Annotated in this window: 15 protein-coding genes; 7 read left to right on the plus strand and 8 right to left on the minus strand. The window is 60.5% G+C overall.

All coding sequences use genetic code 11. The features are described 5' to 3' along the window. Positions 1-38 precede the first annotated feature (38 nt). Entirely contained in the window at positions 39-797 is a 759-nt protein-coding gene (locus JIN84_RS14395) for a PRC-barrel domain-containing protein (RefSeq protein WP_200351737.1), read from the minus strand. 351 nt (positions 798-1,148) lie between these two features. Between JIN84_RS14395 and JIN84_RS14400 the strand changes: the two genes are divergently transcribed. Then, positions 1,149-3,272, plus strand: coding sequence for a discoidin domain-containing protein (locus tag JIN84_RS14400; RefSeq protein WP_200351738.1), 2,124 nt, complete (start codon positions 1,149-1,151; stop codon positions 3,270-3,272). A 65-nt stretch (positions 3,273-3,337) separates the two neighbouring features. On the opposite strand, the gene JIN84_RS14405 is transcribed toward JIN84_RS14400, so the two are convergent. Next, complete coding sequence (locus JIN84_RS14405) at positions 3,338-5,425, minus strand: right-handed parallel beta-helix repeat-containing protein (RefSeq protein ID WP_200351739.1); 2,088 nt, start codon at positions 5,423-5,425, stop codon at positions 3,338-3,340. A gap of 141 nt (positions 5,426-5,566) precedes the next feature. Beyond that, entirely contained in the window at positions 5,567-7,216 is a 1,650-nt protein-coding gene (locus tag JIN84_RS14410) for an NAD+ synthase (protein ID WP_325099604.1), read from the minus strand. A gap of 183 nt (positions 7,217-7,399) precedes the next feature. On the opposite strand from JIN84_RS14410, the gene JIN84_RS14415 reads away from it, so the two are divergent. Next, a complete protein-coding gene (locus JIN84_RS14415) occupies positions 7,400-8,167 on the plus strand; it encodes a tetratricopeptide repeat protein (protein WP_200351740.1) in 768 nt (255 codons plus the stop codon). Here JIN84_RS14415 and JIN84_RS14420 read toward each other — a convergent pair. Further along, positions 8,137-9,057 (minus strand): LysR family transcriptional regulator, encoded by a 921-nt coding sequence (locus JIN84_RS14420; protein WP_200351741.1) that lies wholly within the window; start codon positions 9,055-9,057, stop codon positions 8,137-8,139. The two genes, JIN84_RS14415 and JIN84_RS14420, sit on opposite strands and share 31 nt — an antisense overlap. Positions 9,058-9,186: 129 nt before the next feature. Between JIN84_RS14420 and clpB the strand changes: the two genes are divergently transcribed. From clpB to JIN84_RS14440, 4 genes are all read left to right on the plus strand, one after another. Next, the gene (gene clpB, locus JIN84_RS14425; protein WP_200351742.1) at positions 9,187-11,760 is read left to right on the plus strand and encodes an ATP-dependent chaperone ClpB; all 2,574 of its coding nucleotides are present in this window, start codon (positions 9,187-9,189) and stop codon (positions 11,758-11,760) included. A 70-nt stretch (positions 11,761-11,830) separates the two neighbouring features. Further along, positions 11,831-12,175, plus strand: a complete 345-nt coding sequence (locus JIN84_RS14430; protein WP_200351743.1) for an MmcQ/YjbR family DNA-binding protein — start codon at positions 11,831-11,833, stop codon at positions 12,173-12,175. A 35-nt stretch (positions 12,176-12,210) separates the two neighbouring features. Continuing rightward, on the plus strand, positions 12,211-13,215 hold the full coding sequence (locus JIN84_RS14435; RefSeq protein ID WP_200351744.1) for an Lnb N-terminal periplasmic domain-containing protein: 1,005 nt from the start codon (positions 12,211-12,213) through the stop codon (positions 13,213-13,215). 21 nt (positions 13,216-13,236) lie between these two features. After that, positions 13,237-14,526, plus strand: coding sequence for a hypothetical protein (locus tag JIN84_RS14440; protein ID WP_200351745.1), 1,290 nt, complete (start codon positions 13,237-13,239; stop codon positions 14,524-14,526). A gap of 69 nt (positions 14,527-14,595) precedes the next feature. Here JIN84_RS14440 and JIN84_RS14445 read toward each other — a convergent pair whose 3' ends face one another. Next, positions 14,596-15,648: an Mrp/NBP35 family ATP-binding protein gene (locus tag JIN84_RS14445; protein WP_200351746.1), complete on the minus strand. Its 1,053-nt coding sequence runs from the start codon at positions 15,646-15,648 to the stop codon at positions 14,596-14,598. A gap of 342 nt (positions 15,649-15,990) precedes the next feature. Between JIN84_RS14445 and JIN84_RS14450 the strand changes: the two genes are divergently transcribed. Then, positions 15,991-17,205, plus strand: coding sequence for an MDR family MFS transporter (locus JIN84_RS14450; protein WP_200351747.1), 1,215 nt, complete (start codon positions 15,991-15,993; stop codon positions 17,203-17,205). Positions 17,206-17,471: 266 nt separating this feature from the next. Here the strand turns inward: JIN84_RS14450 and JIN84_RS14455 are convergent, their stop codons facing one another. The 3 genes from JIN84_RS14455 to JIN84_RS14465 all read right to left on the minus strand — a co-directional run bounded on the left by JIN84_RS14455 (position 17,472) and on the right by JIN84_RS14465 (position 20,264). Beyond that, complete coding sequence (locus JIN84_RS14455; RefSeq protein WP_200351748.1) at positions 17,472-17,690, minus strand: addiction module protein; 219 nt, start codon at positions 17,688-17,690, stop codon at positions 17,472-17,474. 82 nt (positions 17,691-17,772) lie between these two features. Beyond that, positions 17,773-19,488 carry a hypothetical protein gene (locus JIN84_RS14460; protein WP_200351749.1) on the minus strand — a complete coding sequence of 572 codons (1,716 nt, stop codon included), beginning with the start codon at positions 19,486-19,488 and terminating at the stop codon, positions 17,773-17,775. Beyond that, complete coding sequence (locus JIN84_RS14465) at positions 19,485-20,264, minus strand: ABC transporter ATP-binding protein (protein WP_200351750.1); 780 nt, start codon at positions 20,262-20,264, stop codon at positions 19,485-19,487. The genes JIN84_RS14460 and JIN84_RS14465 overlap by 4 nt, the downstream gene beginning before the upstream one ends. Positions 20,265-20,294: the final 30 nt, after the last annotated feature.

Raw genomic sequence — 20,294 nt, forward strand, 5'->3', positions numbered from 1 at the left:
ATGGGATGTTGGTGTTTATGGTTTGGTGAAAAATCGTGTCATTTGACGGTGAGGGAATCATCGACGTGTTTCTCGTTCACGTGCCTGTAAACAAGCTTGAGCACGGACTCATGCTCGGCCGCCGAGTCGACGACGCCCCGCAGGGTGACTTTTCCGTCCTTGGTGATGATCTTGATGTTCTTGGCGTTGAACGAGAGGTCCGAGTCCACCACGGACGAACGGATGTTCTTGGTCGTGTCGATGTCGGCCTCGCTGTTGCCCTGGTCGATGGGCGTGGTGGTTTTTCCATCCGAGTCCACCTCGTTTTTGGCGGTGTTGTCTTCAGCGGTCACGTCACCGCCGATGGCGTTGCGGTAATCACGGAGCTTCTGCGAAACGGTCGCGTCCGAATAGTCCGGGTTTTCGCCGGACTTGTGTTGCGGAGCCTTCTGCAACTGCTCCTTGGTGAGCTTTGTCTTGAAGCCCTTGGCATCCACATCATAGCGCAGGGCGGATGTGGGCAGGGAACTCAGGGTGTCCGCGATGCCGAGGAAGCCACCGGACGAGACGATGACCGCGAGGATCTCGCCGTTTTTGAAATCGATGGCGAGATCCTTCACCTCGCCGATGGTCTCGTCATTGGCGTTTTTCACGGAGGTTCCGATGACTTCCGAAGCGCGCCAGGCACTGCCGATCGGTTTGGCGGCGGTGAGGTGGTTGGTGACCTTGTCCGGTTTCGCCTCCGGCTCCGCGGAAGCCGTCATGGGTGAGAGCAAGGGGATCAGGGAGATCCAAAGGGTGCGATGGGTCGTCTTCATGGTATTGGTTGTTGGAATAGCCGTCCATGGTCTGTCCACGGACGGCTCCTCTATCGCAATCGTTGTGCCGGAGGGGCCATGACATGCGGAAAAGCCTTGAAAACAGGAGGATTCGGGAGTTTGCCGACCCTATCTCCCCGGAGTCGGGGTGGTGGATCGGTTGCAACGAGCACGGTAAAACATGCGATTTGCATGGACAGCCGAGGGCTTTCCCGCAGGTGGCCGCCACCCTTGCCGGAGATCCACTTGCAGATATTCCGGAAGCACTCTTTGACAAGAAATCCGGGCCTCCGGTGTATGGATTGCCCCCGCGACCGCAGTGGCGGGGCTGTTGACTGGCTACGATTGATTATGAACGGAAAGAACAGGAATTTCAGGGGATTGTGCGTGGGGCTGGGTTTTCTCCCCGTGGTATGCGGCCATGTCGTGGCGGAGGAAAAAAACCACTACCTCCCGTATCCGGCGGTTGAGAATCCTAAGGAAGGGATTTCATGGCCGAAGGGGCAGGCGATCCCGATCTTTCCGAAACCGGCCCCGGAGCTGGACATGGTCGTGGTGCAGGATCTGTCGAAGGACGAGCAGCTCACGTTCTCCGCACTGCAAGGGCTGGTGAACAGGAAACAGCCGCGCATCTTTCTCGAGAACGCGCGCACGGAGGAAGGGGCCGACACATGGCCGGACACGCCGACGGTCGGCATCGCCAAGCGCAACCGCTTTCCCATGTCTGAGAAATATGACATGGTGAAAAAGTATGCGAAGGAGGTCGCGGGAGTGGTCCTCTATGACCCGGCGAAGAGTCCGCACTACCGGAATCTGGCCGGAACGGTCGCCGGATTGCACGGAGCGCTTCCGGTGACCCAGGTGGTGTTTGATGAGATGAAGAAACAGGGGATTTCCCTGAAAGTGGTGGAGGATCTCAGCGGACTGGCATTCACCACCCCGGTGGAAATCTACAATCATCTTTATGAGAAGTATTGGCCGAAGTGCGAGAAACGTCTGATCGTCAGCGCGAAGCCGCACGACCAGAAGGGCGGGGGGAACTACCATCACACGCGGGACATCGCCATCGCCTGCGGAGCGGCGGTGGTGTGGCTGGACACGCTCATCCCCGAGGAAAAGGCGGTTTTTGAGAAATTCCTCGGTGACATGAAGGCGGGCGAGGCCGTCGCGCTGGGTTGGTACTCCACCGAGCGCTCCGGCGTCACCACGGTCTCCAAGTTCGGCATCGGCACCCTGCCGGCGGATTTCTACATCAATGCCAGTGTGTTCGCAGGGACCGATCACCGCATCGCCATTCCTCCCGTGCCGAAGATGCCGGAGCTTGAGAACAAGGTATATGTCGCGATCTTCATCAGCGACGGCGACAACATCCAATACACCCAGCACGCCATGCGGCGGATCTGGGATGGCACGAAGTCGAGCCGGGGTAAAATCCCCCTGAACTGGACGATCGCCCCCGGGCTGGTGGACATCGGCCCCGGTATCATGAACTACTATTATGGTTCCGCGACGCCGAACGATTGTTTCGTCACGGGCCCCTCCGGGATGGGGTATGCCATGCCCGCGAACACCCTGGAGGAACCCGGCGCGCCCGTGGGCGAATACATGACGGACGCGGCGCGGGCCGAGGGGTATGCCCGCCTCACCGAGACCTATCTCCAGCGTTCCGGCCTGCGGGTGATCACCATCTGGGACAACGCCCCGCCGGTACTACGTGCGGCGTACGAGAAACATGGCCGCAGTCTCTACGGCGCGACGGTGCAGAATTTCAAGGACGTGCCGTCCGTGGCGGGCGGGCTTGAGAACGACCGTCTCAAGTTCGACAAACTGGTGATCCCCTACGCCGGCTCCTACGAACACATCCACGGCTCCATGAAGCGCGAGATCGGGCGCTGGGATGGAAAGGCACCGCTCTTCCTCGCCTATCAGGTGGACATCTGGAACGAGCTGAAGCCGGACCGGATCCTCGCCCTGCATGAAGAGATCAACCGCGAGTTCAAGGACAAGAAGACCGAGTTCGTGCGTGCGGACCATTACTTCAACCTCGCATACGAATCGGGCGGCCAGCCGTTCAACCTCTGCATGGCACCCGGGACGAAGGTGCGTTCGGGCGATGGCTCGTCCGTGGATGCCGTGACGGACGGCACCCCTGTCACGCTCTGGAACTCGGCCGCCAAGGGCAAGCAATGGTTGGGATTCGATTTCGAGAAACCCTACCGCATCAGCCGTTGCGTCATCCGCCATGCCGGTGACAACGGGATGAAACCTGAATTCAACACCGCCGCCTTCACCGTGCAGGCGAGCCTGGACGGCAAGTCATGGAAAACGGTCCACACCTCCAAGGGCAACACCGCGAATGTCTCGGACATCGAGTTTCCCAAGGTCGATGCCAGATATGTGAAGGTGAACGTCGTGAGTGCCGGATTCGACGGCACCGCGCGGGTCGCGGATGTGGAGATTTACGGCAGCCGGTGAGGCGGGCATTGCTGAAAGTGTGTTCAACCTCGGAGGCTTGATCTTGATTCCTGTTTGATCAGGTTTCACTCCTCAATGACAGCCTTCGCGCGGGGAATTTCTTGCTCCCCGGCAGGTTGGGCGGGAGGAGGTGGGGGGGAGGCCTCCGAAGCGTTTTCGGCTTTCTCGGATAGATCGACCCCCGCGATGACCTGTTCGCCCACGTTCTGGGTGACGGAGTTCTTCGCGTAGTCGGAGGGCTGGAGATCTTTTTCCAAAACCAGGCCGGGGCCTTGGTTGAGGGTGGCCTGGTTTTCGCTGACGGCGAGCTGGCCGGCGGCGTTGCGGACGACGATGCCGCCGAGCAGGTTAGCCCGGGCGGTGTTGCCGGTGATTTTTCCGGATCCGGCGCTGTCGATGACGATGCCGAACTCCCGGTTCTCGATGAGCTGGTTTCCCTGGATATTGGCGGCGGCGTTCCGGTTGTCGGTGTGGATGCCGTTGCGGCTGTTCCCCTGGCAGCGGTTGTTCACGAGGGTGGCCGCGGCTCCGTCCCATGTCTCGATGCCGTGCTCGAAGTTGTCCAGTGATTCGCAATCCCGCACTTCGAGGGAGCTGCCGTTTCCACTGGCGGCGGCACCGTTCCAGCCATTGTCGGCAAAGCGGCTGCGACTCACGTTGGCCTGTCCACCCTCGATGACGGCGAGGCCGTGGCCGCTGGCACCCGTGAACCGGCAATCGACAAAGGCAGCGTTTCCTCCACGGACAAGGGCGGCGGAGAAGCGATCCGTGCCGACCGCGAAGGTTTCGTGCCGGAAGGTGATCCCACTGATGCGCGCGCCCTTGGCTCCGGGGCCGATGGTGATGGCGCTGCCGTCTTCCGGGCGGCATTCGATGATGGCGTCGTTGAACCCCGCTCCCTGAAGTTCGATGGCGGCGTTCACGACGAGCGGTCCCTTCCAGATGGATGCCCCCAGCACGATTCGGTCGCGGTCATGAGCTGCGGCGATGGCCTCGTCAGGTGTGGCGAAATCTTCGGGAACACGAAGGGTGCGGATGTAGCTGGAAAGTTTTTCGAGACGGGTGGCGATTTCGACATTTCCGGGAGCGAGCGAAACCGCCTCGCGGAGCCAATCGAGCGCCTGTTGGTCGAACTGGCCGTTGTCGCGGGCGGTGGCGAGTTTCAGGAGTTCCAGCGCCTTCGCCTCGTCAGCGGCGGCTTTTTGCTTCCCGGCGAGGGCATCGGCGAGGATGGATTTGGCATCCGGATCTTCGGGGGAGGTGGACAGGATCGTATTTGCGGATGCAACCGCGCCATCCCATTTCCGCTCGTCGAGTGCCTGCCGGGCGGCGGCGATGGCGGCGGAACGGACCTGTCCCGCACGGGCGTCGTCGATTTTTCGCAAAATAGCGGAGGCCTCCGCCTCATCCGGGTATTTCGCCAACACTTGGCGGGCGGCGGAGGCCGCCTCATCGAAGCGGCCCGCCTCAAGTTCGGCGGTGGCCTGGCCGGTCCAATAGCCGATGAACTGGGTCTGTTCCTCGCCCATGCCTTCCTCGATACCGAGGCGGCCGCGTCGGGCGGTTTCGGAATGGGGCGAGATTTTTTCGATCTCCGCAAACGCATCCGCCGCTTCCTGCCAGCGGCGGTTTTCAATGAGAGAGGTGCCTTTCCGGTCAAGCTCCTCGATACGGGCGAGGCGTTGCTTCTCACGGACCTGTTTGTTTTGCAGGTGGAACCCCACTCCGCCTCCGGCTGCCACAAGCAGGACCAAAGACCAGATGACATAGGGTCTGCGACGGGGAGGCGAGCCGGAGGGGGCGTGGGGGGCTTCCAAGGCCACGATTGTTCCGGCCACTTTCGGAGGGGAGGGCGCGTTGGCGAGAACCACCGTTTTCGCGGGCGGAGGCACGACCGTTTTCTGCTGCCTGAGGACTTCCGGGGGCAGCGGCGGTGGGAGCAGACCCGCAGCGTCAAGATGCTCGCGGACCAGAGTGAGGGCTTTGTCGAAATCGTCCAGTTCGGCCTGGTAACGCTCCGCAAGTCCGTTGTTAGGGGCCGTATCGACCATCTTGGCGAGCTGTCCCCGGGCGACGGAGAGTTTCTCCAACGCCGGTCCCGGATCGTCCTTTTCCCCCAATCCGAGTATCTTGCGGGCTTCGTTCAGAGTCATGGCATCAGGATGGTTGGAAGAGGGTGGGGGGATGGGAGATCCGTGACGGGTCCTCCGCATCCTGCGAAGGGTGCGGCAGCATGGAACCTCTTGCAACTGCGGAAAAACGCATGACGGGAAGCGGTGAAACCGAACGCGTTTCTATCCTACGAACCGCTGCACGATGGGCATCCTCCGGCCCATCCCGAACGCCTTCGAGGTCACCCGCAGGCCGGGTGCCGCCTGGTGACGCTTCCATTCGTTGAAATCCACGCGTCGCTGGATCCAGCGCACGGTGGTCTCCTCGTAGCCGCGGGAAATGATCTCATCCGCGGAGAGCTGGTGCTCCACGTAAAGTTCGAGGATCGCGTCGAGGATCTCGTAAGGGGGAAGCGTGTCCTGGTCCTTCTGGTCGGGCCGCAGTTCGGCACTCGGCGGTTTGTCGATGGTATTCCAGGGAATGATCTCCCGCTCCCGGTTGATCCAGCGCGAGACTTCGTAAACCTTCACCTTTGGCAGATCCGAGATCACGGCGAGCCCACCGCACATGTCTCCGTAAATGGTGCAGTAGCCGACCGCGAGTTCGCTCTTGTTTCCGGTGGTGAGCAGCAGGTGGTTCTCCTTGTTGGAGAGGGCCATCAGCATCAGGCCGCGCAGCCGGGCCTGCATGTTCTCCTCCGTCACGTCCTCCGCTTTTCCCTCGAAAACCGGCAGCATGGTGGATTTCACCGCTTCAAAGGCATTCCGGATCGGAACTTCGTCACAACGGATGCCGAGATTCTTCGCCAGGGAGAACGAGTCATCCACACTTCCACGGGAGGAGTAGGGGCTGGGCATGGTCAGGCCCCGCACGTTTCCCGGACCGAGGGCGTCTGCCGCGATGGCCGCGGTGAGAGCGGAATCGATCCCGCCGCTGAGCCCGAGGCAGACGCTGGAGAATCCCGATTTGGTCACGTAGTCGCGCACTCCCAGGACGAGGGCCTGGTAGAGCTGCCCGGCATCACAGGTGTCCAGTTCCGTGTCGTTGGCCGCCGGAGCGAAGGGATTCACCACGCGGACGGTTTCGGAAAAGCCGGGAAACTGTGCGGAGATGCCGCCGTTCCCATCCGTGACGAGCGAGTGGCCGTCGAAGACAAGCTGGTCGTTCGCACCGACGGAATTGCAGTAAACGACCGGAACTTTCACTTTGCGGGCGATGCCGCCGATCATCGACCGGCGCAGCAGCGGTTTTCCCAAATGAAACGGAGACGCGCTGAGATTCAGGAGGATGTCGATGCCTTTCGCCGACAACTCCGCCACCGGATCGCGGTCGTAAAAGGGCCGTTGCAGGTGTGCCTCCGTCCAGATGTCCTCACAGATCGTCACTCCGATGCGGCGGCCGTTCCAAACGATGGGCTCGCAGCTGTCGCTCGGCTCGAAATAGCGCCGCTCGTCGAAGACATCGTAGGTCGGCAACAATGTTTTCCAGATCCGGTGCCGGATTTTTCCATTCTCCAGCCATGCCGCCGCATTGCGGAACGGTTTTCCCGGATGGGCCGGGTGATGGTGGTCCACATAACCCACCAACAAGGGGACCTCGCGGACTTCTCCGGCCAGGTAATCCAGCGCCTGCAGGCACTTGGGCACGAATTGGGATTTGAAAACCAGATCGCGCGGGGGATATCCCACCAGGGAGAGTTCGGGCGTGACCACCAGTTCCGCCCCCGCCTCCAGGCACTCGCGGTAAGCCGCCAGCAGGAGTTTCACATTGCCTGGGAAATCACCGATGACAGCGTTGATTTGTGCGATGCCGATGTTCATGAGTGCGTTCACGAAACACCCCAGACGGCCAAGGTGAAAGGGAAAAGTGGCGGATCCGGCGTCTTCAAAAAGGGGGGCGCCTGTGGATGAGGCCGGCACCCTTGGACGAGAAAAAGCGCGCGAGGAGGAAATAGGCACGAACGACAGCTTGCCGTTTGCGATTCTCCTGTCTAATTTCCGCCTTATCAGACGCCCATGAAAGCCATTTCCTTCTTCACATTGCTCGCTTTGATCTCCCCGCTCGCCGCGCAAAACGAGGCACAACCCGCCGAAAAGACCCCTGCAGAGGCGCAACAGGCGCTCATGCCGAACCAACAGGCGTTCCTGAACCTGCCCGAAGAAAGCCGGAAGGAATTCATCAAACATTTGTCCGAGGCCAGCCGGCTTTTCCAGCAGAAGCGCATTTTCGAGACCATGGAGGAACTGGACAAGGCGGCGAAAATTTTCAAGGACAGTCCCGAAGTCTACAACCTGCGGGGCAGCAGTTTCGTCGAGATGCGGGCGTTCGACAAGGCGCTCGCCGAGTTCAACGAGGCAGCCAAGCTTTCGAAGGACAACCCGAGCATCGAGTTCAATATCGCCGAGGTCTATTTCTGCACCAAGGAATGGAAGAAGGGCGAGGAGCAGTTCGCCAAGATCCTGCAGGGCATCCCGAAGGACAACATCGCGCTGGGCCGCCTGGTCGAATTCAAGCTGTTGCTGTGCAAGCAGAAGCTCGGAAAGACCGCGGAGGCCGCGAGTCTCGCCGAGAAATACACCTTCGAGGATGATTCCCCGTTTTACTACTACGCCCAGGCGACCTTGTCCTACGAGAAAAAGGATCTGATCAAGGCGGAGGAGTGGCTGGCCATGGCGGGGCGCATTTTCCAGGATCAGAACGTGCTGGCTCCGTGGCAGGATACGCTGGTGGAATACGGATACATCAAGAGCTTCTACGGCGAGGACTCGGGTGCCGCCGAGTGACGTGACAGGTCCGCCGCGGCGTGCTTGAGTTCTTCGACGAACGCGAGCACCTGTGCGGAGGTCCTGTTGTCCGCAGGAAGCCCGGCCGCTACATCGATTCGGCTGGGTTCCGCGTCCAGCGGCCGGGTGATCAGTCTCTGCCGGGGATCGATCCGGCTGCTTTCCGCGAGCAGGGCGATGCCGAGGTTTCCCTCCAATGCGGCCGTGAGGCTGCTGACGCCGTCGAACTCGCCCGCGATTTTCGCCTGGATCTGGTGTTCCTTGAAAAAGCCGGTGATGCGGTCCCAATAATCGGGGTAGTGCTCGCGGTCGTAGAGCAACAATTTTTGGCCGTCGAGATCGCCGGCGGTGATGCGTTGCTTGCCCGCCAGAGCATGGTTGGCGGACATCGCCAGTTGCCAACCGTAGCTCCGGAGCGAGATCCATTTGATGGGTTCGAGCAGGCCGACGCACGGGGCCGCGAGGATGAGATCGAGTTTGCCGTTTTCCAAACCAGCGCGCATTTCCGCGGAGGACCAGTCGTACAAACTCACCCTCACCCGCGGATGGAACTGGGTGAAACGTTCGATCGCCACGGAAAGGAATTCTCCCGCGAGCGATGGCGCGTAGCCCACGCGCAGCGGTTCCCCCACGGTGCTGGATTTCACTTTTTCGATCATGGCATCGCTGAACTTCACAAGCTTGCGGGCCTCGGCCAGAAGGATCTCGCCCGCCGGCGTGAGCTGGATGGAATGCGCCCCGCGTTCCAGCAGCGCGGTGTCCAGCTCTTCCTCCAGCGACTTGATCTGCCGGCTGAGCGCTGGCTGCGTGAGGCGCAGTTTCTTCGCCGCGGCCGTGATGCTTCCGGTTTCCCCCACGGCGACGAAATGCTTCAACTGGCGCAGCTCCATGCGCGGGATGTTAGCGTTCTCCGGCGGTTGTGCGACATCGGAAATGGATGATTTGAAATGCGCGGATTTCGCACGTCCATGCGTTGCAACGGAATTTCTTCGTGCCTATGTTGGGACAAATCGAAAGCCATGGGACTCGAAAAAATCACTCAGAAGCTCCAGGAAGCCCTCCAGTCGGCACAAAGCATCGCCTCGAAATCCGCCCACGCGGAACTGAAGAGCCTGCACGTGCTGCTCGCCCTTTTGCAGCAGGAAGGAGGCATCGCCATACCCATCCTGCAAAAGGCGGGCGTCGATATTCCGCTTTTGAAGGCCTCGGTGGCGTCCGCCCTTTCCCGCGAACCCAGCGTGCAGGGGGCGTCCACCCAGCCGCAGATCAGCGTGGGCCTGCGGGCGACCTTGGAAGCGGCGGACCAGGCGCGCGAGTCGCTCGGCGACGACTACCTCAGCGTGGAACATTTCATCCTCGGCTCCTTGAAAGGGGACTCGCCCGCCGGGAAAGTGCTCAAGGACGCCGGACTTACCGAAAAGAGCGCCCGTGAGGCGATCACCGGCGTCCGGGGTTCCCAAAAGGTCACCGATGAGAATCCGGAGGGTAAATACCAGACGTTGGAAAAATACGGCACCGATCTGACCGCCCGGGCGCGGGAGGGCAAGATTGATCCCGTCATCGGCCGGGACGATGAGATCCGCCGCGTGCTGCAGGTGCTTTCCCGGCGGACCAAGAACAACCCGGTGCTGATCGGCGAACCGGGTGTGGGCAAGACTGCCATCGTCGAAGGACTGGCCCGGCGTATTGTGTCCGGTGACGTGCCGGACTCGATGAAGGACAAGCGGATCATCACGCTCGACCTGGGTGGCATGCTCGCCGGGGCGAAGTACCGGGGTGAATTCGAGGAGCGGTTGAAGGCGTTCTTGAAGGAAGTCACCGAATCGAACGGGCAGATCATCCTCTTCATCGACGAGCTGCACACCATCGTGGGGGCGGGAGCCAGCGAGGGGGCCGTGGATGCCTCGAACCTGCTCAAACCCCAGCTCGCCCGTGGGGAACTGCGGACCATCGGCGCGACGACGCTCGACGAATACCGGAAATACATTGAAAAGGATGCCGCCTTGGAACGGCGGTTCCAACCCGTGATGGTGGGTGAACCGTCCGTGGAGGACTCCATCGCCATTCTCCGGGGGCTGAAGGAGCGCTATGAAGTCCACCATGGCGTGAGAATCCAGGATGGCGCGCTGGTTGCGGCCGCCACGTTGTCCGACCGGTATATCTCCGGCCGTTTCCTGCCGGACAAGGCGGTGGATTTGATCGATGAAGCGGCGGCCCGGCTCAAGATCGAGCTGGATTCCATGCCGACCGAGATCGATGTGCTGGAGCGGCAGATCCTCCAGTTGGAAATGGAGAAGAAGGCTCTGGAGAAGGAAACCGACAAGGGTTCGATCGCCCGCTTGGAAAAAGTGAAGGAGGAACAGGCGAACCTGCGCGAGAAATCCTCCGGTCTCATGGCGCAGTGGAGGAATGAGAAATCCATCATCGACCTGGTCCGTGCGGCACAGGAGAAAATCGAGAATCTCAAGACCGAAACCGAGCGTGCCCAGCGGATCGGAGATCTCACCCGGGCGTCCCAGATCACCTATGGAGATCTGCCCGAGGCCCATCGCGAGCTTGAGGCGGCCAAGGAGCAGCTCGCCTCCCGCCAGAACCAGGGAGCGATTCTCAAGGAGGAAGTCACCGAGGACGACATCGCCCGCGTGGTTTCCACATGGACCGGTATCCCGGTGAACCGCCTGCAGGAAGGAGAGCGCGAGAAACTCGTCCACATGGAGCAGCGCCTCGGCGAGCGGGTCACCGGCCAGAAGAAAGCCATCAAGGCCGTTTCGAACGCGGTGCGCCGCGCGCGCGCCGGGTTCCAGGATGAGAACCGCCCCATTGGCTCGTTCATTTTCCTCGGTCCCACCGGCGTGGGTAAAACCGAACTTTCCAAGGCCCTGGCTGAGTTCCTCTTCGACGACGAGGCGGCGATGATCCGCATCGACATGTCGGAATACATGGAGAAGCACAGCGTCGCGCGGCTCATCGGCGCGCCTCCGGGCTACGTCGGCTATGAAGAAGGAGGCCAGCTCAGCGAGCAGGTGCGCCGCAAGCCGTATTCGGTCGTGCTGTTCGACGAGATCGAGAAAGCGCACCCGGACGTGTTCAACGTGCTGTTGCAGGTTCTCGATGACGGCCGCATCACCGACGGCCAGGGACGCACGGTGGATTTCAGGAACACGGTGCTCATCATGACCTCCAACATCGGATCGCAATACATTCTCCACGAGGAAAACGCCGAGCAACGCGAGGCTCAGGTGACCGAGGCCCTGCGCGGACATTTCCGCCCCGAGTTTCTCAACCGCATCGATGAGATCATCATCTTCGACCGTCTCCACCGGGAGGAGCTTGCCGCCATCGTGGATCTCCAACTCGCCCGGGTCCGCCAGCGTCTCGCGAAGCAAGGGCTGGGCCTTGCGCTGACGGAGGAGGCGAAGGAACACATCGGCACACAGGGTTATGATCCCGTATACGGCGCCCGGCCGCTCAAGCGGGTGATCCAGCACCTTCTGCTGGACCCGTTGTCGCTGGACGTGCTCGACGGGAAATTCGTGGATGGTGACGTGATCCACGCGGACGCCAAGGGAGGACGCATCGTTTTTACGAAGTGACCGTTGGCGGGGAAGGTGGTCGAAGAATGCTTGTGTTTATATCAGAATTGGCAAGGATGCGGATGCTTGCATGGACCTCCCCGACGCGATCACACACTTCCTTTCGAAGCCCGGTGCCGAAGAGACCACTCCCTTCGGCCCCGAAGTTCTGGTATACAAGGTGGGCGGCAAATTGTTCGCGTTGACGGACCCAGGGGAATTTCCGGCCCGCATCAATCTGAAGTGTGACCCGGACCGGGCCGTCTCGCTGCGCGATGAATATGACTCCGTCCTTCCCGGATACCATATGAACAAGCGGCACTGGAACACCTTGGTGCTGGACGGTTCGCTTCCCACCCGCCTGGTCAGGGAACTCATCGATCATTCCTATGATCTGGTCGTCGCCTCGTTACCCAAGGGAAAGAGGAAGCCATGATGTCCCGCTGATTTACCATCCGACCATCATGACATATGACTGCTGAGATCATCGCCCGCCGTATCGCCACCGCCTTGATTCTCTTGCTGGGACTTTCAGTGATCCTCTGGTGCATGGGGGCTTTCTGGTACGATTTCCCGGCTCCGGTGCCCGGGCGCAAGGCGGCTTCCATCCTGTTCCTGCTGGTGACCGGTTCCCTGTGGCTTTTCGGGAAGCGTGGAAAACGTCTCATCGCCGTGGCGTTGGTTATTCTGGTGATGGCCTGGTGGTTCGGCCTGGCTCCCCGCAATGACCGCAAATGGCTGGCGGACGTCGCGCGCACCGCCCATGCGGAGATCAATGGAGATCAGGTGGTGTTCCACAATGTCCGTAATTTCGACTACCGGACGGAAACGGATTATGTTCCCAGATGGGAGACGCGGACGGTCGACCTGTCGAAACTGACGGGTATCGACCTCGCCCTGAACTATTGGGGTTCCCCCTACATGGCGCATCCGGTGGTAAGTTTCCAGTTCTCCGACTCCCCGCCATTGTGTTTCTCCATCGAAACGCGCAAGGAAGAGGGAGAGAGCTACTCGGCGATCGGCGGGATCTACCGTCAATACGAACTGATCTACATCGTGGCGGACGAGCGTGATGTCATCCGGGTGCGGACGAACTATCGCAAGGGTGAGGACGTTTATCTCTATCGGTTGAACATCAGTCCGGAAAAGGCACGTGAGCGGTTCATGGACTATGTCACCGCGCTGAACGAACTCCATGACAAGGCAGGTTGGTACAACGCGCTGACGACGAACTGCACCACCAGCATCCGGACGCAGAATCATTCGGGAAAACGCCAGCCCTGGGACTGGAGGATGCTGGTGAACGGGAAAGCGGATGAGATGCTTCAGGAACAAGGAGCCTTCCGTGATGGAGGCCTGCCATTCCATGAGCTGAAGCTCCGTTCCCGCATCAATGACGCCGCGCGTGCCGCGAACGATGATCCGGATTTTTCCGCCCGCATCCGGGCGGGCCTGCCACCTTTTTCCAAACCATAGAAACCACAAAACCGAACGTTCATGAAAACCCGATTCTCGATTCCACTCGTTTGCGCCGCCCTCGTGGCTCCGGCATTTTCGCAGGCTCCGTCGGCGGACATCCATGAGACAGGAGTGATGTTGCAGGCCGCGTCATTGCTGGATGCCGGCACCCTTCGCGGCAGCTCCTACCGGGTGCGCGACCAGGTGCCGACGGACGGCTACATGGCTTACTTCACGATCGACAGCGACTATGCCACCCTGACGGCGGTTGGTGTGCCGCAGGCGAGGCGGCGTATCGTAGAAGCCGAGGCGATCCGCAGGTTGGTGGAGACCAGCAAGGGGGATTTGTTCGCCGAGGGGATGAAACGGTCCGTCGAGCAACCGATCGAGGCCGTGAAAAACATCGTCAAACATCCGGTGGATTCACTCAAGGCGGCTCCGGCCACGGTCGGGCATTTCTTCAGCAAGATGGGATCCGCCATCGGCCGGGCGGGAGGAAGACTGAAGGACCAGAGCGAGGAAATATCCGCGAGTCCCGATGAGGAGGGAAGAGAGGCGGTCACCGCCGAAGCGGGCAGGGGAATCGGTGAGGCCGCCAGAAACGCCGTGGGTTTTGACAAGGCGAAGCTGGCCACCGCCAAACAACTGGGCGTGGATCCGTATTCGGACAACGCGCGCCTGCAGGAAGAGATGGACAAGGTCACCTGGGCGTTTTTCGCCGGCGGCCTGCCGCTGCGGATCGGGGCGGCCGTGGCTTCGGCGGGAGTGGCGGTAGCCGCGACGAACATGGTCGGTGTCCCGGAAGATACCTACGCGCTCACCCAATCCGAACTCGCGTTCCGTGACGGACGCTCGCTGGCGGCCATGGGAATTTCCGATGAGGACATCAAGACCTTCCAGGTCGGACGCGGCCCTCTCAGCACCACAAGACGCCACCTCATCACACTCGCGCTTGAGGCGATGCCGAAGGCCGGGGGGCGTGGAAATGCGGTTCTGCTGGCGAACGCCTGCGAGACCCCCGAACAGGTGGATTTCCTTGTGGGGGCGTTGCAGATATTGGCGGCCCGCCAGCGTTCCGGTGCCGCCGACTACGTGGAACTGAAGGTGATCGGCCGGCTGCCGGGAGCCGTCACCGCCGCCGGAGAGCTGGAGGTTCCTGCTCCGGTGGACCAGGTGACGTGGACGGAGCAGGTCGCGGGTGCGGCAAATCGTGATGACCTCGGGGCAATGCCGAAGGTGCTGGTGCATACGGGCAAGCTCTCGCAAGCCGCCACCGCCGGATTCATGAAATCCGGGTGGAAACTGGTGGGCGTGGAGTATCCGAGATGACCGGTCTCGGAGCTTGGACCACCCGTCCATCATCATCCGGGCATCGCTATCGAGAACCGGGCCGGTCCTTTATCTGACCTTCTCCAGCTTGGAGCGGAGTTTCGCCGCCACTTCATGAAACGCGGCGGAGACCTTGCTTTTCTCCGGGGAGACAAGGGCCACGGGAGCTCCACTGTCGCCTCGCTCACGGGTTTCGATGTCGATGGGGATCTGTCCCAGCAGCGGCACATTCATGTATTCCGCCTCGCGCACGCCGCCGTCCTTGCCGAAAATGGGATAGCGTTTGCCATCATCGCCCTCGAACCAGGCCATGTTCTCGATCAGGCCGAGGATGGGCACGTTCACTTTCGCGAACATGGACACCGCCTTGCGCGCGTCGATGAGGGCGACTTCCTGCGGGGTGGTGACGATGACGGATCCGTCCACCGTCACGGTCTGGACGATGGTGAGCTGGATGTCCCCGGTGCCGGGTGGCAGGTCCAGCACGAGGTAGTCCAGATCGCCCCAGGCCACCTGGCGGAGGAATTGCTGGGTGTAGCGCGTGGCCATCGGACCGCGGACAATGACGGGCGACCGGTCGTCCAGCAGGAATCCCATGGACATGAGTTTCAGCCCGTGGGCTTCGAGCGGAATGATCTCATCGTGTTCGTTCGCCATGGGTTTTTCATCGACGCCGAACATCTGCGCGACGGACGGACCATAGAGGTCGCAGTCGCACAAGCCGACCTTCGCGCCCGAAGCGGCGAGGGCGACCGCGAGATTCGCAGAGACGGTGGATTTGCCGACGCCGCCCTTTCCGGATGCCACGGCGATGATGCGCTTCACCCCCGGGATCGATGACTTGCCGACCGAGCCGCTCATGCCGCCTGCGGCGGCGGGTGCGTCCTTCACCTCGATCTCGATCTTCACCGTGCCGATGTCCGGCAGCGGATCGAGGATGGCGTGGCAGGCCTGGAAAATCTGCTCGGGCACCTTAGGGTCGCGCGTGGCGATCTCCAAATGCACGGTGACGAGGCCGGGCTCGCATTTCACGTCCTTGACGAGGCCGAATGAAATGATGTCCCGGGAGAAGCCGGGGTAGCGGACTTGGCGGAGTGCTTCGCGGATGAAATCTGGGCTCATGGACGGCGGGATTCTCTTCCATTCCTCACGGGGTGCAACGCGTTTGTGAAAGATCTTTTGGAATCAGGACTTTGGAAATTGACAATTTTCCGGAAATCCCCAGCTTGCGCATCCGTCAGATGTTTTTCAATCATTCCACCTATTCCATGCATCAATCCGCCGCCGCAGGTGCCGGGCATGGTTTTGTGTGGATTTCCTCCGTCAACCTCCGCCCGATGCTTGCGAACCTTCGAAAGGAAGGCGTGGCGCGGACGAACGGAATCTTGATCGGATAATAAATTTCGAACCCTTTTTCCGCCCCGTCCGCCACCTGGCAGACGGGGCTTTTTTTGCGCCATTCCCATGAACACGACCGCACGCCCCACGACCCTCCTGCAGGATCTCGCATCCCTGCCGGGACAATATTGGATTCTCTTCGGCGGCACCCTCGTGAACCGTTTCGGGAGTTTCGTCATGCCGTTCCTGGTCATCTACCTGAAGATGAAGGGGCATGATGAGAAGACCATCGGCTTCACCCTTGGCGCTTACGGCGCGGGCGGACTGTGTGCCGGCATCCTGGGAGGCTGGTTGTCCGACAGGTTCGGACGCAAGCACACCATGCTCATTTCCTGTGCGGGAGCCGCGTCATTCATGCTGTTGCTTTCGCAGGCGGAAGGCGTGCCGATGTTCGTTCTCGCCACGTTCATGACCGGACTTTCCTCGGGAATCTACGCCCCGGCGGCAAGCGCGCTCATGGCGGACCTGATCCCGCCGGAACTGCGGGTGCGGGCGTTCGCCTGCCAGCGGTGGGCGATCAATGTGGGATTCGCGCTTGGCATGGCCACCGCCGGCTTCATGGCGAAGAAGTCGTTCCTCGCCCTGTTCATTGCGGATGCTGCGACGACCCTGTTGCTCGGGCTTACCATCCTGATCGGTCTCAAGCCACGGGTGGTTCCGCTGACGGAGAAGGTGAAAAGCGGCTGGGGGCACGCGCTGAGGCACATCAACCAGAACACTCCGTTCAAGATGGCCTCGATCGCCGGGTTCCTCACCACGCTGGTGTTTCTGCAGATGGGCTGCACCTATAGCCTGCAGACCACACAGGGTGCGGGGTTGGACGAGCGGACCTACGGCCTGCTGATGGCTTTCAACGGAATCATCATCGCGTGTCTCGAGCTGCCGCTGATCGGCTTCACGCGGCGCTTCTCACCGGTTAAGGTGATTGCGGCGGGATATCTGTTGTTAGGTGCCGGAATGGGCCTGAACGTGCTTGGGGCCACGCTGCCGGTGCTGATCCTCAGCATGGGGATTTTCACCATCGGTGAGATGATCGCGATGCCCGTGAGCAACGGTTACATGGCCGGACTCGCCCCTGATGAAATGAGGGGCCGTTACCAAGGAGTGGTTTCCATTACCTGGAGTTCCGCGACGATGGTGGGTCCGACGTTCGGGATCATGCTCTATCGTTTCAACCCTACGGTGCTGTGGACCTGTGCTTTCGCGCTCTCGCTTGCCGCGGCTTGCCTGATGCTGGCGAGCCGGGGGAAGGCGGGGAGGGATCAGGCATTGCCCAGATGACCTCGGATCCACGACGGGTTTCTCCGGCAATCCACGATAGCCTTCACTCGGACGGTTTCCGATTCCAGCGAGTAGTAAATGGCGAATGGGAAGCGCTTGGATAGGGACCTGTGGAGATTCTGGTATGTCTTGCGGTGGACTCCTCCGGAAATTTTCAACGAATAGAGCGTATCCAGAAAGTAACTGCCCAAACCGCGTTCTTTGGATTCATAGAAAAAGTAACCTTCGATCAAAATCGTTTTGAGCGAGATCGAGCATTTCCATTTTCATGAAATGGCGGTTCTGATCCGCTCTTTGGCGGTTTCCCAATCTGTGAATTTCGCTTTTCCTTCCCGAATGAGTTGTTCGCGTTCATCGAGAATGGCCTTATGCCATTGGGGCACTTCCAGTTCTTCCTCAGTAGGCGAGATGCTTTCCCAGAGCACCTCCATCATTCTCATTTTTTCCTGGAGAGGAAGCTCTCTGAGTTCGTCCAGTGCGATCATGGACCATTGATAGCCCATATCGGGCGGTGGAACAACCCCTCATCCGGCAAATAGGGTGGCGGAACCGTAGATAGGCGACATTTCAATTCTCCGAAACCCAATCGAAATGCCCCCGTCTCATCCGCCAGTGGTGGATCTCGAAGGTCGCACGCGCGCAAAGTCCGCTCAGCAGGAGTCCACCGAAAGCCATTCCTGCCATGAATCCGTAATCGTCGGCGGAGTTCACGGACTCCTTCCACATCAGTCCGAAAATCATGCCGACCGCGCCGGCGACGAGCCACGTGATGGCGAGGGCGATGACGAGCCAGACCCATAGATAATCCATCGGAAACATTCCTCTCCGGCAGCGACCGGCCGACTGGAGCCTGAACCATACGAGCAAAGGACGGGACGCGACCCAGAAACAACAAAAGTAGGGAACGATCCACAGTGCGTCGGAAGGCGGGATGTCCGTTTCAACGATGGAAAGCAAGAGTAAGAAATAGGGCGTGGCGATCGCCGCGAGGACCAGACTTCTCGCCAGGGTGATCTTGGTGGAAACCCGTGACAAATCGCGGGCGCTGATCGGGAGCAGGGAAAGAAATGGCAGGGCTTGCGGCCCTTCCCCCCATTGGCCGGACGCCCGGGGCACCGCGTTCGAGAACGGCAGCAGCAGCAGCGGCACGGCAAGATGGGATACGAGGGTGACGGAGAGTTTCAACGCCTCATATCCGTAGAAATTTCCGGGGATTCTCGTGATCACCCAACTGATGAGGAGCAGGATGGGAGCGATGATGATGGCCAGATTGGTTTGTTTCGTCCAAGTGGTGTTCTGGTCCACCAATGTTCCGGCGATGAGAGCGTCCTTTTCACCAATGACCCGCCGCACCCAGTGCTCCATCCATCCTTCGCCGGGGAACGCCAATGACGTCTGTGTGGAATCCACCTCTCCGGAGTCGTGGGATTCTTCCGGGAAAATTTCTTCATCCTCAGTCTCCGGATCATTGATGGTTTCGAAAAAATTCTGAGGTGCGTCGAAATAACGGCCGATCGCCTCCGGCCATTTTCCCCATTTCAAAAATCCCCAGAAGCACCAGACCAGCGCCAGCAGTCCGCCTCCTTGTTCCATCCGCCCCGGCAAGGCCCATGTGGGTGGAAAGAACCAGGTGAGCATGGAAACCCCGCAGGCCAGCCACTGTGGAGTGCCTCCGGTTTTGAAATACCCCGAGCCATTGTAAAAGAACACCATCATGCCCACCGTCAGCAGCAGTCCGAGAGAAATCCAAAACGTCCGGGCATGTCTGAGGGCAGCGGGGGGATCATAGGAAATCGCGACCGTCGCCAGGGTCGTGCCCGTCAACAGGATGGTGGAGAGTCCTGTAAGCCACGGCGAGGAGAATGAAAATCCACTGACCGCGAAAGCGAAAATGAATGACAATCCGCCCAGCCAGAACAACGAGCGGAGGAGAAAGCGGTTGCGGATTGTTCTGAATAAAACACTCCATTTCACGGGAAGATTGATCAAAGCCGCAAGGCAGCCGGGCCGATGGATGGGTTTCAGCGCGATGGAGATGCCGGACAACGCCGCAGCGGTCAGGACCACACCGCAGATCGCAAACTGCCAGTGGGCCGCCCGGTGACCGGGAGAGGAAAGTCCCAGCATGGTCAGCAGCAGGACCACGAACAGGGACATGTAGAAAAGCCGCGGCAGGATGGTCCGCCACACGTGTTTGTCCCGCCTCTCCATCGGCTTGCCATTACGCCCCTGTTCGGCGAGCCGGAGAAATTCCCGTTCGATTTCCGGATCTTGCAGTTTCATGGGGGTGTTGGGGTCCCTCGCAGGATGTTTTCCGCCGCGTCAGGATCCTCCGCAATGCGGCGGCGGGTTTCCGCGCTGCTTTCCCAGAGCACTTGTTCGCCCTCGCGGACCACGCAGACGTGGTCGGAAAAATCCGCCGCCATCTCCACCATTTGTGTGGTATAAATGACCGTCCCGCCGGTGTCCGCCAGATGTCTGGCGAGCCTGCGGAAGGCCGCCATGCCCAGCGCGTCCATGCCCGAGGCGAAGGGCTCGTCGACCAGCCACAACTCCGGCTCGATGGCGGCCACACATCCCAGCCCCGCTTTCCACAACTGTCCGCGCGAGAGAACCCCCGCCTTCCGCCTCATCAATGCGGCCGCTCCCATGTCCTCCAGCCAATGCGCGAGGAAATCCTCCCTCCCCGCCGTCGGTTTTTTGTAAAGGGCCGCGAAGGTGGCGATGTTCCGCGCCACCGACTGGTCCGGAAACAGCAGCGGCATGTCCGGGGTGAAATGCAGGCGTTGGCGCAATTCCATGTTTTCCCGGTCGAACCGTCTCCCGTCATAGCGGACCAGCCCCGAATCGGGGACGCTCACGCCGGCCAGAATCCTCAGCAGGGTGGATTTTCCCGCTCCATTCTCCCCGAGCAGCGCGACGATGGTGGAGGGTGGGACGTTCAGGTCGAACTTCTTCAGGGCGTGTTTGTGGCCGAAGGATTTGGAGACGTTTTGCAACTCGATGTGCATCGCGGTGGTTATGGCACCGTTCGAGGGGAATAGGCGAGTACAAGCCATCGCGGCGATTGCTTGGAAAATCCGGCACCG

This window comes from Luteolibacter yonseiensis (genome assembly GCF_016595465.1).
Taxonomy (GTDB): Bacteria; Verrucomicrobiota; Verrucomicrobiia; order Verrucomicrobiales; family Akkermansiaceae; genus Luteolibacter; species Luteolibacter yonseiensis.

What these genes read in the sequence shown, in the direction of transcription:
- JIN84_RS14420 (WP_200351741.1), bottom strand. Translation starts at nt 9,057, where the DNA reads ATGGAGCTGCGCCAGTTGAAGCATTTCGTCGCCGTGGGGGAAACCGGA.
- JIN84_RS14450 (WP_200351747.1), top strand. Translation starts at nt 15,991, where the DNA reads ATGAACACGACCGCACGCCCCACGACCCTCCTGCAGGATCTCGCATCC.
- JIN84_RS14415 (WP_200351740.1), top strand. Translation starts at nt 7,400, where the DNA reads ATGAAAGCCATTTCCTTCTTCACATTGCTCGCTTTGATCTCCCCGCTC.
- JIN84_RS14460 (WP_200351749.1), bottom strand. Translation starts at nt 19,488, where the DNA reads ATGAAACTGCAAGATCCGGAAATCGAACGGGAATTTCTCCGGCTCGCC.
- JIN84_RS14400 (WP_200351738.1), top strand. Translation starts at nt 1,149, where the DNA reads ATGAACGGAAAGAACAGGAATTTCAGGGGATTGTGCGTGGGGCTGGGT.
- JIN84_RS14435 (WP_200351744.1), top strand. Translation starts at nt 12,211, where the DNA reads ATGACTGCTGAGATCATCGCCCGCCGTATCGCCACCGCCTTGATTCTC.
- JIN84_RS14395 (WP_200351737.1), bottom strand. Translation starts at nt 797, where the DNA reads ATGAAGACGACCCATCGCACCCTTTGGATCTCCCTGATCCCCTTGCTC.
- JIN84_RS14430 (WP_200351743.1), top strand. Translation starts at nt 11,831, where the DNA reads ATGGACCTCCCCGACGCGATCACACACTTCCTTTCGAAGCCCGGTGCC.
- JIN84_RS14455 (WP_200351748.1), bottom strand. Translation starts at nt 17,690, where the DNA reads ATGATCGCACTGGACGAACTCAGAGAGCTTCCTCTCCAGGAAAAAATG.
- JIN84_RS14405 (WP_200351739.1), bottom strand. Translation starts at nt 5,425, where the DNA reads ATGACTCTGAACGAAGCCCGCAAGATACTCGGATTGGGGGAAAAGGAC.
- clpB (WP_200351742.1), top strand. Translation starts at nt 9,187, where the DNA reads ATGGGACTCGAAAAAATCACTCAGAAGCTCCAGGAAGCCCTCCAGTCG.
- JIN84_RS14465 (WP_200351750.1), bottom strand. Translation starts at nt 20,264, where the DNA reads ATGGCTTGTACTCGCCTATTCCCCTCGAACGGTGCCATAACCACCGCG.
- JIN84_RS14445 (WP_200351746.1), bottom strand. Translation starts at nt 15,648, where the DNA reads ATGAGCCCAGATTTCATCCGCGAAGCACTCCGCCAAGTCCGCTACCCC.
- JIN84_RS14440 (WP_200351745.1), top strand. Translation starts at nt 13,237, where the DNA reads ATGAAAACCCGATTCTCGATTCCACTCGTTTGCGCCGCCCTCGTGGCT.